The organism is Paracoccus sp. (in: a-proteobacteria) (assembly GCF_030538755.1).
Lineage (GTDB): Bacteria > Pseudomonadota > Alphaproteobacteria > Rhodobacterales > Rhodobacteraceae > Paracoccus.
Genome location: NZ_JAUNTJ010000001.1, coordinates 137405 through 151695, shown reverse-complemented (window position 1 = coordinate 151695; position 14291 = coordinate 137405). Strand labels below are relative to the sequence as shown.

The window sequence follows — 14291 nt, the reverse complement described above, 5'->3', positions numbered from 1 at the left end:
TTGAAACGGCTTGAAGGCGAATATAGGTTGCCGGGCAGGATCAGACCAGTGGGGCACAGATGCGCATCGTGATTGCGGGGGCAGGACAGGCGGCGGCGTCGCTGGCGGCAAAGCTGCGGGCGCTTGGGCACGAAGGGCCGCTGACGGTGATCGGCGACGAAGCCGTGCCGCCCTATCAGCGTCCGCCGCTGTCCAAGGCCTATCTGCTGGGGCAGATGGGGATCGACCGGCTGACCCTGCGCGCCCCGGAATGGTGGGAGGAAAACGGGATCGAACTGCGCACCGGCACCCGCGCCACCGCCATCGACACCGCCGCGCGCCGCGTGGAAACCGATGCCGGGCCGGTTCCCTATGACGCGCTGGCGCTGTGCCTTGGCGCGCGCCCGCGCCGCCTGCCCGATGCCATCGGCGGCCACCTGCCCGGCGTGCATACCATCCGCGACCTGTCCGATGTGGACCAGCTGCGCCCCGATCTGACCCCCGGCGCGCGGCTGGTGGTGATCGGCGGCGGCTATATCGGGCTAGAGGCAGCCGCCGTCGCCCGCAAACTGGGGCTAGAGGTCACGCTGATCGAATCCGCCCCGCGCATCCTTGGCCGCGTGGCAGCGGCGGAAACCGCCGACCTGATCCGCAACCTGCACAGCCGCCACGGCACCCAGATCCGCGAGGGCGAGGCGATCACCCGCATCACCGGCCCCGACCGCGCCACCGGCGTGGAACTGGCCAGCGGCGAACAGATCCCCGCCGATGTGATCGTCACCGGCATCGGCGTTACCCCCGTCACCGACCTTGCCGAAACCGCCGGTCTGGCGACGGAAAACGGCATCGCCACCGACAGCTTTGGCCGCAGCAGCGACTCGGCCATCTGGGCGGCAGGCGATTGCGCCAGCATGCTGACAGACATCGGCTGGATGCGGTTGGAAAGCGTCGGCAATGCCATCGACATGGCCGAGACGGTGGCAGCGAACATCATGGGCGCGGACAAACCCTATATCCCCAAACCGTGGTTCTGGTCCGACCAATACGACGCCAAGCTGCAAATCGCCGGCCTGGGCACCGGGGCCGACCGCATCGTGACCCGCGCGGGCGACCAGCCGGGGAACGGCTCGGTCTGGTATTTCCGCGGCCCGCAACTGATCGCCGTCGATGCCCTGAACGATGCGCGCGCCTATATGATCGGCAAGCGGCTGATCGACGCGGGCCGCACCGCCGACCCGGATGCGATCGCCACCACCCCCGATCTCAAGGCGCTGCTGTGATGCTTCCTGTTTGCCCAAATACGCCCCTTTGGGCGCAACCCTCAGCATGAGAATCGTCGGCGGCAATCTGCGCGGCCTGAAACTGGCCGAGGTCGGCGCGGGCGATGCGGGCGCACATCTGCGCCCCACCACCGACCGCGTGCGCGAGGCGATCTTCAACCTGCTGACCAACAGCCCCCGCCCCGACCCGGTGCCGGGCGCGTGCGTGCTGGACCTGTTCGCAGGCACCGGTGCCCTGGGGCTAGAGGCGCTGTCGCGCGGCGCCGCCCGCATAGCCTTTGTCGAGGACGGCGCCACGGGCCGCGCCCTGATCCGCGCCAATATCGAACGCGCCCGCGCCATGGGCAGCACCGACCTGTGGCGGCGCGACGCCACCCGGCTTGGCCCGAACCGGGGCGCAGCCTATGACCTGATCTTCCTCGACCCGCCCTATGGCAAATCCCTGGGCGAAGCCGCGCTGCAATCGGCACTGGACGGCGGCTGGATCGCCCCCGGCGCAACCGTGGTCTGGGAAGAAAGCCGCCCCCCTGCCCCGCCCGCGCCGCTGCGGCAACTGGACCAGCGCCGCTATGGCGATACGCTGGTCACGCTGCTGACGATGCCGGGAACCGACCCCTAGACAGCCACTCCACCTCACGCACGGCGCGCAACCACCGCCGCCGCCGCATCCAGTGCCCCCGGCCCATGCGCGATCCCCAGCGCGGCCATCCCGGCCTGCATCGCGCCCAGAACGCCCAGCATCTGCACCGCCCCGGCATCGCCCATATGCGCCACCCGCAGCGCATGCGCCGGATCAGCCGCGCCCAGACCGATGCCCAGCGTCAGCCCGGCCCGCGCCTCCAGCCAGCCACGCAGCGCATCCGCCCCCGCCAGCCGCACCGCCGTAACCGAGGCCGCCCGCGCCTCGGGCCGGGCCACGCTCAGCGCCATATCGCCGCCCGCCGACCAGCAGTCAAAGGCCGCCGCCACGCAATCGGCCAAGGCCCGGTGCCGCGCCCAGACCTGCTCCAGCCCTTCCTCGCGCATGATCGCAAGGGCTTCGGTCAGGCCAAAGATATGCTGCACCGGCGGAGTGCCGCCCCAGAACTGCCACAGCTGATCGGCCCCCAGACGCGGGCGCATATCCCACCAGGGCGAGGTCAGCGCCGTCGCAGGCATCGCCGCCGCACGGCCCGACAACCACAGGAAACAACAGCCGGGCGGGCACATCAGCCCCTTTTGACTGGCGGCCAGCAACACATCCACACCCCAGTCATCCATCCGCATCGGCGCACAGCCCAAAGACGCAATGGCATCCACCATCAACAGCGCCGGATGATCGCCCATGGCCTGCCGCAGCGCCGCAATATCGGCCTGCACCGAACTGGCGGTGTCGATCTGACAGACGCAAACCGCCCGGATCGCACGCGCCCGGTCAGCCGCCAAACGCGCCGCCAGACGCGACGGCTCGGGCGCATCGGCACCAAAATCCATCACCTCGACCGCAATCCCCTGCGCGCGCAGCAACCCGGCCCAACCCTCGCCAAAGCGGCCCGACACCAGCACCAGAACCGCATCGCCGGGCGACAACAAATTGGCCGAGGCCGCCTCCCACGCGGCATGACCATTGCCGATAAAGGCCGCCACCGCGCCGCTGGTCCCTGCCAGCCAGCGCAGCCCGTCCATCAGCGCCGCATTCGCCGCCGCCAGATCCTCGCCGTAAATATCGGGCGAGACCCGGTGCATCGCGCGCAACACCCGATCCGGCACGGGCGAGGGTCCGGGGATGGCAACAACGGGGCGGCTTCCGGCAAGGGTCATGGCGGTCTCCTGACAATACGCCCCGTCATCCCGCTGCCGCAATCCAAGGTCAAGACGCGGGCATCTTTGGTCCGATAAATATCCCCGCCGGAGGCTCCTGCCCTTGCCACCCCTTGCAAGGCTGGCAATTTTTCGGGCAAGGACAGCAGCATGAGCCAGAACCAGACCCCGCGCCAGAACCTGTTCCGCCGCATGTGGCGCGATTACCTGCACAGCCACTGGCCGATCATGGCGGTGGCATTCATCTTCATGACGATCGAAGGATCAACGCTGGCCGTCCTGTCATGGATGCTGCAACCGCTGTTCGACCGGGTGTTCGTGGGCGGCGATACCGCGGCGATCTGGTGGGTCGGCGGCATCATCTTCAGCCTGTTCGTGATCCGCGCCGTGACCCTTGTCATCAACAAATCGCTGATAACGCGGGTGTCGATGATGGTGTCCACACGGATGCAGACCGACCTTCTGCGCCATATCCTGACGCTGGACCAACGCTTCTTTCAGGAAAACCCGCCCGGCGCGGTGATCGAACGGGTGCAGGGCGACACCATCGCGGTGCAGGGCATCTGGTCCACGCTGATAACCGGGGCCGGGCGCGATGTGGTGGCGCTGCTGTCGCTGTTCGGGGTGGCCATCGCCATTGACCCGTGGTGGACGCTGGCGGCGCTGGTGGGCGCACCGCTGCTGATCCTGCCCACCGTTCTGGTGCAGCGTTATATCCGCCGCAAGATGCGCGACAGCCGCGCGCAGGCCAGCGCCCGCGCCACCCGTCTGGACGAGGTGATGCACGGCATCCGCACCATCCGCCTGAACCGGATGGAGGCCGAACAGACCAGCCGCTATGCCGCCATCGTCAATCGTATCCGCCGCTATGAAATCAAGATGTCCGCCACCGGCGCCACCATCCCGGCGATGATCGACATCGTGACCGGGCTTGGCTTTGTCGGCGTGCTGGCGCTTGGCGGGGCCGAGGTGACGCGCGGCGAACGCACCGTGGGCGAGTTCATGGCCTTTTTCACCGCCCTGTCGCTGGCCTTTCAGCCGCTGCGGCGGCTGGGGATGCTGGCGGGCAGCTGGCAGATCGCCGCCGCCTCGCTGGAACGGATCTATCAGGTGTTCGACACCAAACCGACCGTCCATTCCGGCCCGCGCCGCGAAGCGCCCGCCGATACCACGCTGCGGCTGGATGACGTCTGGCTGTCCTATGAGGGCAACCCGGTGCTGCGCGGGCTGACATTCACCGCCGAGGCCGGGCAGACCACCGCGCTGGTCGGCCCCTCGGGGGCGGGCAAATCCACCGTGTTCAATCTGGTCACGCGGATGATCGACCCCGAACGCGGGCAGGTGACGCTGGGGGGCGTGCCGGTGCGCGATCTCGATCTGGGCACGCTGCGCGATCAGTTTTCCACCGTGGCACAGGAACCGGCGCTGTTCGACGAATCCTTGCGTGAAAATATCCTGATGGGCCGCCCCGATGCCGGCCCGGCGGAACTGGATCAGGCAGTGCGGGCCGCGCATGTGGCGGAATTCACCGATCTTTTGCCGCAGGGGCTGGACAGCCCGGCGGGGCCGCGCGGCTCGAACCTGTCGGGGGGGCAGCGTCAGCGCATCGCCATCGCCCGCGCCGTGCTGCGCAACGCCCCCATTTTGCTGCTGGACGAGGCGACCAGCGCGCTGGACACCGCCAGCGAGCGGTTGGTGCAGCAGGCGCTGGACGAATTGGCGCAAGGTCGCACCACTCTGGTGATCGCACACCGCTTGTCCACGATCCGAAAAGCCGACAAAATCATCGTTATTGCCAATGGTCAGGTTGCAGAACAGGGCAACCATGACGAATTGATGGCACAGGGCGGGGCCTATGCCCGTTTGGTCGCCCTTCAGTTTGGAGAAGAGTAACATGTCACGCAAGATCATCCGGGTATCAGGCCCCGACCGCGAGACGTTCTTGCAAGGTCTGGTCACGAACGATGTGCGCCATACGCCCTGCTGGGCCGCGCTGCTGTCGCCGCAGGGCAAATATCTGGCCGATTTCCTGATTATCCCCGATGGTGACGACAGCCTGCTGATCGACATTGATGCACGGCTGGCCAGTGATCTGGTGCGGCGGCTGACCATGTATCGGCTGCGCAGCAACGTCGAGATCGCCATGACCGACATGACCGTTGGCATCGGCAGCGGCCATACTCCTGAAGGTGCGATCCCGGACCCGCGGCACTATGCCATGGGCTGGCGCAAATATGGCAGCAGCGGCAGCGACGGCACCAATTGGGACGCGCTGCGCGTGGCGCATTGCATCCCCGAAACGCTGGTCGAACTGATCCCGAACGAAACCTATATCCTGGAAGTCGGGTTCGAGCGGCTGCACGGCGTCGATTTCCGCAAGGGCTGTTACGTCGGGCAAGAGGTCACGGCCCGGATGAAGCACAAGACCGAACTGCGCCGGGGTCTGGTGCCGGTGCGCATCGACGGCGCGGCCCCGGTCGGCACCCCGGTGATGCGCGACGGGCGCGAGATCGGCACCCTGTTCACCCAAAGCGGCACCCGCGCCATGGCCCTGATGCGGCTGGACAAGATGGGCACCTCGATGTCGGCGGGCAACGCGCGCATCTACGCCGCCGCATGAGCGCGGGGCCGGACAATCCGGCCGCCCCTGCGGATCGCATCCGCAAGATCATCCATATCGACATGGATGCGTTCTATGCCTCGGTCGAACAGCGCGACAACCCCGACCTGCGCGGGCAGCCGGTCGCGGTGGGCGGTTCTGCCCGGCGCGGGGTGGTGGCCGCCGCCAGCTATGAGGCGCGGACCTTTGGCGTGCGTTCGGCCATGCCCTCGGTCACGGCGCGGCGGCGCTGCCCGCAACTGATCTTTGTGCGCCCCCGGTTCGAGGTTTACCGCGCCGTCAGCCAGCAGATCCGCGCGATCTTTGCCCGCTTTACCCCGCTGATCGAGCCGCTGTCGCTGGACGAAGCCTATCTGGACGTGACCGATCACCTGCCCCCCGGCGGCAGCGCCACCGCAATCGCGCGCGAGATCCGCGCCCTGATCCGCGCCGAAACCAGCCTGACCGCCAGTGCCGGGGTCAGCTATAACAAGTTTCTGGCCAAGCTGGCGTCAGACCGCAACAAGCCCGACGGGCTGTGCGTCATCACCCCCGCCGAGGGGCCAGAGTTCGTTCTGGGCCTGCCGGTCGGGCGGTTCCACGGCATCGGCCCGGCGACGGTCGCGAAAATGGAACGGCTGGGCATCCGCACCGGCGCCGATCTGCGCGCGCAGGATGCCGCCTTTCTGACCGCACATTTCGGCAAGGCGGGCCGCTATTACCACGACATCGCGCGCGGGGTGGATCACCGGCAGGTGCGCCCCGACCGCATCCGCAAATCGCTGGGGTCGGAAACCACCTTTGCCGAGGATATTCACGGCAGCGAGGCGGCGTTGGCCGCGCTGTCGCCCATCGTGCAAAAGGTCTGGGGTCAGGCCGCCCGCGCCGGGCTGAACGCCCGCACCCTGACGGTCAAGATCAGGTTCGCCGATTTCCACCAGATCACCCGCGCCCGCAGCCTGCCCCGCCCGATCGCCAGCGCCGACGAGATGCAGCAGATCACCGGCGAGCTGATCCACGCCGCCTTGCCGGGGCAACAGGGGCTGCGGCTGCTGGGGGTCACACTGTCGGGCTTTGACCAGCCAGAGGCGGCAGCGCCGGACGGGCAACTGGGTTTGTTCGACTGACGCCTGCGCCCGGCAAGCGGGGGCCAGCCCCCGCACCCCCGGGATATTTGGGGACCAAAGATGAGGCGCGTGGCTTTTGCACATCGCGCAGAGGAGGGGCGCGGGCGGCTTGCACCACCAAGGGTTTAACTGTATCGCATCGCCATCAAACGAGGGTAATCAAGATGAATGATGCGCCGCGCATTGCCGTTATCGGATTGGGCTATGTGGGGTTGCCGCTGGCTGTGGAATTCGGGAAACATTTCGACACCATCGGCTTTGACATCTCGGAAACGCGGGTGGCCGAGTTGCGGGCCGGCAGCGACCGCACCGGCGAGGTGGATGATTTAAGCCAGTCGCCGCATCTGCGTTTTGCCAGTGCAATTGATGACATTCGCGGTTGTTCGGTGTATATCATCGCCGTGCCGACCCCGATTGACGGCAATCACCGCCCCGATCTGACGCCGCTGATCCGCGCCTCGGAAACGGTGGGGCAGGTGTTGGGCAAGGGCGATGTGGTGATCTTTGAATCCACCGTCTATCCCGGCGCCACCGAAGAAGATTGCGTTCCGGTGCTGGAGCGGGTTTCAGGGCTGCGCTTTAACGAGGACTTCCACGTCGGTTACAGCCCCGAGCGGATCAACCCCGGTGACAAGGCGCGGCCTTTGCCGATGATCGTCAAGGTCACGTCCGGGTCTACCCCGGCGGTGGCAGATTTCGTCGATGGTTTGTATCGCACGATCATCACCGCGGGCACCTTCAAGGCCAGTTCGATCCGCGTGGCCGAGGCGGCCAAGGTGATCGAGAATACTCAGCGTGACGTGAACATCGCCTTGATTAACGAACTGGCGATGGTCTTTGCCCGCCTTGGCATCGACACGTCCGAGGTGATCGACGCGGCGGCGACCAAGTGGAACTTCATGCGGCTCAAGCCCGGTCTGGTCGGCGGGCATTGCATCGGGGTTGACCCGTATTACCTGCTGCACCGGGCCGAAAAGGCCGGCCATATTCCCGACATCATCCGCATCGCGCGCGAGATCAACAACGGTATGCCGCGCGAGGTGGCGCGGCGGCTGGTGCAGGCGATGATCGGCAAGGACATGCAGATCCGCGGCGCGCGCGTGCTGGTTCTGGGCGCGACCTTCAAGGAAAACTGCCCCGACATTCGCAACACCAAGGTTGTCGATCTGACCGCCGCGCTGCGCGACTGGGGGCTGGAGGTCGATCTGACCGACCCCGAGGCCGACCCGGACGAGCTGGCGCATGAATATGGCGTCACCCTGACCCAGCCGCAGCGGGGCGTTTACGATGCCATCATTCTGGCGGTTGCGCATGATGACTTTGTGTCTGACGGGCCAGAGCCGCTGCGCGATTACCTGCGCCCCGGCGGGGTTTTCTTTGACATGAAGGCGGCCTTTCCGACCGATCAGTCGGATCTGCGGCTGTAAGGCCGGATCATGGCGGGCGGCGATCAGCCTTGGCGGCATCTGGACGGTCTGGGCCTGTTCGACGCCGGCTGGTATGCGGCACGCTATCCCGATGTTGCGTGTTCGGGGCTGTCGCCGCTGGATCATTACACCCGTCTGGGCCATCTGATGGGGCGCGATCCGGGGCCGGGGCTGCGCGGGGCGTTGCTGGCCGAGGACATGGCGGGGCGGCGTGCCGGGCTGGACCTCTGGCTGCGCGACGGGCCGCCCGATGATCTGTGGCGGCGGGTGATGGTGGCCGCGCGCGGGATCGCCGCCAGCGAAGGGCTGGATCAGGCCGCGCAGATGGCCCGCACGCATCTGGGCGACAAGGCGCTGCGCCCGCTGCACCTGATCGCCGCCGATCTGGCCTTGCGCGACAAGGCTGACGGGCGGCAGGCGTGGCTGGGTCATCTGAACGCCTATCTGGCACCGTGGGGCATTGCACCGCTGCGGCTTGACCCGCAGCGCGCGCGCCTGCTGGACCGGCTGACAACCGATCCGCTGCCGCCCTGCACCGGCGGGCCGCTGGTCAGCGTCGTGATGGCGGCGTGGAATGCCGCCGATACGATCGCCGCCGCCGCGCGCTCGATCCTGAACCAGACATGGCGCAATCTGGAGCTGCTGATCGTCGATGATGCCAGCACCGATGCCACTGCCGAGGCGCTGCGGCAGATTGCGGCATCCGACAGTCGTGTGCGGGTGATCCGCAACGCCCGCAATCTTGGCCCGTTCGTGTCCAAGAACATCGCCATCTGTCAGATCGCGCGCGGCGACTGGATCACCGGGCATGATGCCGACGATTGGGCGCATCCGCAGTGGATCGAGCGGCATCTCTCTGCCGTGCTGCGCAGCGAGGGCGCGATTCTGGCCAGCACGGCGATGATGCTGCGCATGGGCGCGGCGGGGCATTTCGGCAATGTGATCCCGGCCAGCCTGCATCATGCGCCCGACGGGTTCCGGCGGCGGGCCTTTGTTTCGGCGCTGTTTCATGCCGATACGCTGCGCGACCGGCTGGGCTATTTCGACAGCGTGCGCTTTGGTGCCGATGGCGAGATGATCGCCCGCGCCCAAAGCCTGCTTGGCCCCGCATGGCGCAATCTGGATGTTTTTGCCATGCTGTGCCTCGATGCGGCTGACAACCTGACCAACGCCCCGGCCAGCACCCTGCACCAGAGCGACGGGGCCAAGGGGCCGCGCCAGATCTATAACGAAAGCTGGCGCGACTGGCACAGCCGCGCCGGGACCGATGACAAGCGGCTGGACTTTCCCCAGAACACGCGCCGCTTTCCGGCGCCGCCTGCGATGATCGTGCCTGCCTCGCTGATACCAGTCGCCTGCCGCCCAGACCAACCGGAGCCTGCCGATGCCTGAAACCCGCACCAAGCTGGCCGACGCCATCCTGAAAAGCAAAGCCTTCGACCCCGAATTTTACCGCCGCCGCTATCCCGATGTCGATATGTCGGGGCTGGACCCGGCGCAGCATTATCGCCGCTATGGCGTGCTGATGCGGCGTGCGGCGGGGCCGGGGCTGGCCGAAAACCCGGCCCGGCTGGCCGACTATCTGCCACCGCCACGCGCGCGGCAATCGCTGCGCATGGCGGCGCGCATGGCCGAGGAATACGGCTATGACGTGGCCGTGCGCTATGCTAGGGCGCATGTGCCGCAGGAAACCGCCTATACGATCGACACCCTGCGCGCCAATCGCGCGCTGGCGGCGGGCGATCGGGCGGGCTGGCTGACGCATCTGAACCGCTATATCGGCCATTTCGGTGCCGCCCCGATCACATGGGCCAAGGACGCGGGGGCCGAGGGCGCGGGCACGCATCTGATCGACCGTTTCAGCGCCGACGGGCTGGTCCCTGTGACGGGCGGGCCGCTGGTGTCGGTCATCATGCCGGCGTGGAATGCCCAAGCCACCATCGCCGCCGCCGCGCGGTCGGTGCTGAACCAGACATGGCGCAATCTGGAACTGCTGATCGTCGATGATGCCAGCACCGACGGCACCTGGGGCGAGATGCAGCAGATCGCGGCCAGCGACAGCCGCGTGCGCATTTTGCGCGGGCGGGTGAATGCGGGGCCGTATGTGGCCAAGAACATCGCGCTGACCATGGCGCGTGGCGACTGGATCACCGGCCATGACGCCGACGACTGGGCGCATCCGCAGCGTATCGAGCAGCATATCGGCGCGATCCTGTCGGCCCCCACCCCGCCGCGCGCCTCGGTGCCGAAAATGGCGCGGCTGAACCCGGATGGGGTGGTGGTGCGGTTTGCCGTCGAATCCAGCTACAGCACCGATGGCGTGACCCGGATGTGCCCCATCGCCACGACCTTCCGCACCGATTTCCTGCGCGACACTCTGGGCGGGTGGGATTGCGCCCGCTTTGGTGCCGACAGCGAGCTGATGTCCCGGACAGAAACCCTGATCGGGGACGAATTCACGCGCCTGTCCCTGATCGCGATGTTCGCCATCGAGATGGAGGGCAGCCTGACCAACCATCCCGAATCGGGCATCAACCCGGAAACCGGCCTGTCGCAAACGCGAAAGGATTACGCAGCGGGCTGGCGGCAATGGCACGCCACCCTGTCGCCCGATCAGCCCGAGGCGGCCCGGCTGCATTTCCCGCCCCAGCCCGGCACGCCCCGCCCGTTCGCCGCCCCACAAGGCGGCGCGGTGCCCGATGATGTCGTGCGCCACAATTTGGCTGCGATGACCGGGCTTGAATCAACCACGACCGAGGCCAAATGACCAATACCCCCGCACCGCGTCGGCTGATTTTGCATGTGGGCCAGACCAAGGCCGGCAGCACCTCGATTCAGAACTATCTGGAAACGCAGGCCGATACCCTGATCGGCCATGGTTTTCTGTTTCCGCGTTCGGTGCTGTCGCGCCAGAGCAGGTGGGATCAGGAACGGACACCGGGGCATCTGTCCCTGCTTGGCCTGACCAGCGAGGGACAAACGACAGAATTCGACGCCGAACTGGCGGCGCACCCGGACACGGCGGTGATTTTTAGCGCGGAAAACCTGATTGCCGATGTCCACGACGCTGCGCTGCAACGACTGCACGATCATTTCGCCGGGTGGCAGGTGGATATTGTGGCTGTGCTGCGGCCCCAGTTCGACTGGCTGAAATCGCGCTATATTGAAAATGTGTTAAGCGGCTATCGCGCCATCGTTCAGCCCTTCAGCGATTTTCTGGCAACCGAGTTCGATCGCGGCGCCGTCTGCTATGACGCGCGGCTGGCGCATCTGGGGCGGATCATGGGGGCGCGCTCGGTTCGGGCGATACCGTTTCACGACCCTGCCGCGCCGCTGGTCCGGCGCTTTCTGGATGAGATCGGCGCGCCTGTCACCGACCCGGCACTGGCCGATGCCATCCACGCCAACCAGCGCGAAAAATCGCTGGTCCTGATTGAAACCAAGCGCCGCCTGAACGCCTTGATGCGCGACATGACCCCGCCCGAGCGGTTAGAGGTCGAACACCACCTGCGCCAGACCGCCAAAGCCCTGCCGCCCAAGGCTTTGGCCGCCGCCCTGCCTGCGGTTGCGATGCCGCAATGGCAGGTTCAGGCGATGGCGCAGGGCAATGCGGCGCTGGTGCAGGCGGGGGTTCTGGATGCGCCGCTGCCCTTGGGGGATGCGGGGGCCGAACCGGCGGATGACGTGGCCGACCTGCTCGAACCGGCGGTGCAGGCGCTGTTCACCACCGCGCTGCGGCAGGCCGCTGGCGTCGCCGCCCGCACCGGGGACGCGGCGCGTTTCGCCAATACCGCCCTGTCGCTGACCGAGGCCGAGCTGGACGCGCTGATGCCCTGGTGGCAGACCAGCGGCGTTTCGGTGCATCTGCGCGATCCGGGGCTGGCGCGGCTGTTCGCCTGTGCGGCGGGGCGCTGGTCGCTGTTGCTGCTGGCCGATGACGCCACGCTGATCGAACAGGCGCTGACCCATGATGAAATGGCCACGGCCTCGTCCGTCACGGTTCTGGCGCAGGATCAGCCCGATGCGGCGCTGTGGGATCAGATGCGACCGCTTGGCCCCTTGCTGCTGACCGCACCCGCGCAGGCGGCGGGCGAAGCGGCCTTTGCGGCGCTGATTGCCGCGCTGTCGCCCGCCCGTATCCTGCTGACCCGCGCCACGCCGGCCGAGCCAGCCGGGGCGCTGCCCCCCGGCTATCGCCCGCGCATGATCGGGCGGCTGATCCTGCTGGAACACCACGGCTGCGCCGATATGTCCCTGCCTGTCCATTCTGACCCGCAAAAGGCCCGCGTCCCATGACGATCACATCCGAACCCGCCCGCCACGACGCATCGCGCAACCTTGCCGCGCTTTGGACCCCGGCCTTGCTGTGGCATCCCCGGTTTATGGGCGACGGCGCAACCACGCCGCTGATTCCGGCGCTGTTCTGGCTGACAGAGCGGCTGCGGCCCCGGCGGGTGCTGGCGCTGAATACCGGCGATGGCGCGGCGCTGTTTGCGGTCTGTCAGGCGCTGGACAAGGCCGCCGACGCCACATCAGGGGCGCGCGTAACCGGCTGGGGCCGCTGGAGCGATCAGGCCACGGGCCGCGCGCTGACCGCCGTGCCCGACCGGCTGCTGCGCCATGCCGAACAGTTGTATCCTACGCTGCTGCGGCTTGAGATCGGCGATGCCCCTGCCCCCGGCCCCGCCTCTGATCGCCCGGATCTGATGCTGATCACGCTGGATGCCGAAGCCGGGGCGGATGCCGACACGCTTGCCGCGCAGATCGGCGATTGGCGTGCGGGCTTGGCTGATGGCGGGCTGCTGGTGCTGATCGGCGCTCCGGGCGGGCTGACGGCACAGATGCGCGCCGGGCTGTGGCTGGATGTTGGGGCCGGGCTGGCTCTGTTTGGGGCGGGCGATGATCTGCCTGCGGCCGTGGCCGATCTGGCGGCGGATGCGCAGGATGGTCACGCCGCCGACGCGATCCGCTGGATGTTCCGGCAATTCGGCGCGGTGGCCGAAACCGCCCGTCACGCCGCCATACAAGAACGGCGGGCAGGCACGCTGGCCGACAAGGCGCGGGCGGCGGGTAAGGAACTGGCTCAACTGCGCCAGTCATGGGACGCGCGCGGGCTGGAACTGGCGCGGGCGCAGGCGGCGCTTTATGCCGCCGAAAACCCGCATCCCCGGCTGGCCGAACTGGCCGCCGAACTGGATGCCGCGCGCGCCGAACAGGATCACGTCGCGGCGCAGGTGGCGCAGGAACGGCAGACCCGCTTTTTCGAAACCTCCGCGCTGACGGCGGAACTGGAACGCATCCGGGCGCAGGCCGACAGCGCCGCAGCCGAGGCGCAGGCTCAGGCCCATAAGCAACTGACCCAAGCACAGGCCCAGACGCGCAAGCAACTGGCCGAGGCGCAAAGCGCGCATCAGCGCGACAGCAAGGCCAGCAGCAGCACCATCGCCACCCTGACATCCGAGATCGCGGCGCTGAAAAAGCGGCTGGCCGATCAGGAACGCGCCCTGTCCGCCTACAAGGCCGAGGTGCTGGCCAGCACCTCGTGGCGGCTGACGGCGCCGGTGCGGGCTGTGGGTAAAATGCTGCGGCGGCGCTGACCCCGCACAACCGCCGCCGGCTGTGCAGGGCAGATCGGCCGTCAGGGGGTCCGGGGGCAGAATGCCCCCGGCGTCGCGGGACGCAATCAATCGCGGCAATCAGTCGCGGCGCGTCAGCATCGGCCCCATACCGCGCCCGCCCAGAATGTGCAGATGGAAATGCGGCACCTCTTGAACGCCATGTTCCCCGGCGTTGGTGATCGCGCGAAAGCCCTGACCACGGTCCAGCGCCACGCCTTCGGCCTGCGCGACCTGACCGCTCAGCCGCAGGAAACCGGCCAGTTCGGCCTCGCTGGCGCGGGCGCAGAAATCGTCAAAGCTGACATAGGCCCCCTTGGGGATCACCAGCACATGCACCGGCGCGGCGGGGCTGATGTCGCGAAAGGCCAGTGCGTGGTCATTTTCGGCCACCTTGTCGCAGGGAATCTCGCCGCGCAGGATACGGGCAAAGATGTTCTGATCGTCATAAGCCGGGGTCATGG

Annotated in this window: 12 protein-coding genes; 10 read left to right on the top strand and 2 right to left on the bottom strand. The window is 67.5% G+C overall.

Going from position 1 to position 14291, the window contains the following annotated elements; genetic code table 11:
• Positions 1-59: 59 nt before the first annotated feature.
• Both Q4G14_RS00775 and rsmD read left to right on the top strand, forming a co-directional pair.
• Positions 60-1259: an NAD(P)/FAD-dependent oxidoreductase gene (locus Q4G14_RS00775; protein WP_303359808.1), complete on the top strand. Its 1200-nt coding sequence runs from the start codon at positions 60-62 to the stop codon at positions 1257-1259.
• A 46-nt stretch (positions 1260-1305) separates the two neighbouring features.
• Positions 1306-1878 (top strand): 16S rRNA (guanine(966)-N(2))-methyltransferase RsmD, encoded by a 573-nt coding sequence (rsmD, locus tag Q4G14_RS00770; RefSeq protein ID WP_303359807.1) that lies wholly within the window; start codon positions 1306-1308, stop codon positions 1876-1878.
• A gap of 14 nt (positions 1879-1892) precedes the next feature.
• Here the strand turns inward: rsmD and Q4G14_RS00765 are convergent, their stop codons facing one another.
• Positions 1893-3059 carry an alanine--glyoxylate aminotransferase family protein gene (locus Q4G14_RS00765; RefSeq protein WP_303359806.1) on the bottom strand — a complete coding sequence of 389 codons (1167 nt, stop codon included), beginning with the start codon at positions 3057-3059 and terminating at the stop codon, positions 1893-1895.
• A 150-nt stretch (positions 3060-3209) separates the two neighbouring features.
• Between Q4G14_RS00765 and Q4G14_RS00760 the strand changes: the two genes are divergently transcribed.
• The 8 genes from Q4G14_RS00760 to Q4G14_RS00725 all read left to right on the top strand — a co-directional run bounded on the left by Q4G14_RS00760 (position 3210) and on the right by Q4G14_RS00725 (position 13809).
• Complete coding sequence (locus Q4G14_RS00760; RefSeq protein WP_303359805.1) at positions 3210-4952, top strand: ABC transporter ATP-binding protein; 1743 nt, start codon at positions 3210-3212, stop codon at positions 4950-4952.
• Between the two features lies 1 nt (position 4953).
• Positions 4954-5679, top strand: coding sequence for a folate-binding protein YgfZ (locus tag Q4G14_RS00755; RefSeq protein WP_303359804.1), 726 nt, complete (start codon positions 4954-4956; stop codon positions 5677-5679).
• Positions 5676-6785, top strand: coding sequence for a DNA polymerase IV (dinB, locus tag Q4G14_RS00750; RefSeq protein ID WP_303359803.1), 1110 nt, complete (start codon positions 5676-5678; stop codon positions 6783-6785). The genes Q4G14_RS00755 and dinB overlap by 4 nt, the downstream gene beginning before the upstream one ends.
• A gap of 164 nt (positions 6786-6949) precedes the next feature.
• On the top strand, positions 6950-8212 hold the full coding sequence (locus Q4G14_RS00745) for a nucleotide sugar dehydrogenase (protein WP_303359802.1): 1263 nt from the start codon (positions 6950-6952) through the stop codon (positions 8210-8212).
• Between the two features lie 9 nt (positions 8213-8221).
• Positions 8222-9604 (top strand): glycosyltransferase family 2 protein, encoded by a 1383-nt coding sequence (locus Q4G14_RS00740; protein WP_303359801.1) that lies wholly within the window; start codon positions 8222-8224, stop codon positions 9602-9604.
• Positions 9597-10979 (top strand): glycosyltransferase family 2 protein, encoded by a 1383-nt coding sequence (locus Q4G14_RS00735; RefSeq protein ID WP_303359800.1) that lies wholly within the window; start codon positions 9597-9599, stop codon positions 10977-10979. Before Q4G14_RS00740 ends, Q4G14_RS00735 begins: the two co-directional genes overlap by 8 nt.
• Positions 10976-12508: a hypothetical protein gene (locus Q4G14_RS00730; protein ID WP_303359799.1), complete on the top strand. Its 1533-nt coding sequence runs from the start codon at positions 10976-10978 to the stop codon at positions 12506-12508. Before Q4G14_RS00735 ends, Q4G14_RS00730 begins: the two co-directional genes overlap by 4 nt.
• Positions 12505-13809: a hypothetical protein gene (locus Q4G14_RS00725; protein WP_303359798.1), complete on the top strand. Its 1305-nt coding sequence runs from the start codon at positions 12505-12507 to the stop codon at positions 13807-13809. Before Q4G14_RS00730 ends, Q4G14_RS00725 begins: the two co-directional genes overlap by 4 nt.
• 99 nt (positions 13810-13908) lie before the next feature.
• Here Q4G14_RS00725 and Q4G14_RS00720 read toward each other — a convergent pair whose 3' ends face one another.
• Positions 13909-14289 carry a histidine triad nucleotide-binding protein gene (locus Q4G14_RS00720; protein WP_303359797.1) on the bottom strand — a complete coding sequence of 127 codons (381 nt, stop codon included), beginning with the start codon at positions 14287-14289 and terminating at the stop codon, positions 13909-13911.
• Positions 14290-14291 lie beyond the last annotated feature (2 nt).

Excerpts from the sequence above, each read along its gene's own strand:
- Q4G14_RS00775 (WP_303359808.1), top strand. The coding sequence starts at position 60 with ATGCGCATCGTGATTGCGGGGGCAGGACAGGCGGCGGCGTCGCTGGCG.
- rsmD (WP_303359807.1), top strand. The coding sequence starts at position 1,306 with ATGAGAATCGTCGGCGGCAATCTGCGCGGCCTGAAACTGGCCGAGGTC.
- Q4G14_RS00765 (WP_303359806.1), bottom strand. The coding sequence starts at position 3,059 with ATGACCCTTGCCGGAAGCCGCCCCGTTGTTGCCATCCCCGGACCCTCG.
- Q4G14_RS00760 (WP_303359805.1), top strand. The coding sequence starts at position 3,210 with ATGAGCCAGAACCAGACCCCGCGCCAGAACCTGTTCCGCCGCATGTGG.
- Q4G14_RS00755 (WP_303359804.1), top strand. The coding sequence starts at position 4,954 with ATGTCACGCAAGATCATCCGGGTATCAGGCCCCGACCGCGAGACGTTC.
- dinB (WP_303359803.1), top strand. The coding sequence starts at position 5,676 with ATGAGCGCGGGGCCGGACAATCCGGCCGCCCCTGCGGATCGCATCCGC.
- Q4G14_RS00745 (WP_303359802.1), top strand. The coding sequence starts at position 6,950 with ATGAATGATGCGCCGCGCATTGCCGTTATCGGATTGGGCTATGTGGGG.
- Q4G14_RS00740 (WP_303359801.1), top strand. The coding sequence starts at position 8,222 with ATGGCGGGCGGCGATCAGCCTTGGCGGCATCTGGACGGTCTGGGCCTG.
- Q4G14_RS00735 (WP_303359800.1), top strand. The coding sequence starts at position 9,597 with ATGCCTGAAACCCGCACCAAGCTGGCCGACGCCATCCTGAAAAGCAAA.
- Q4G14_RS00730 (WP_303359799.1), top strand. The coding sequence starts at position 10,976 with ATGACCAATACCCCCGCACCGCGTCGGCTGATTTTGCATGTGGGCCAG.
- Q4G14_RS00725 (WP_303359798.1), top strand. The coding sequence starts at position 12,505 with ATGACGATCACATCCGAACCCGCCCGCCACGACGCATCGCGCAACCTT.
- Q4G14_RS00720 (WP_303359797.1), bottom strand. The coding sequence starts at position 14,289 with ATGACCCCGGCTTATGACGATCAGAACATCTTTGCCCGTATCCTGCGC.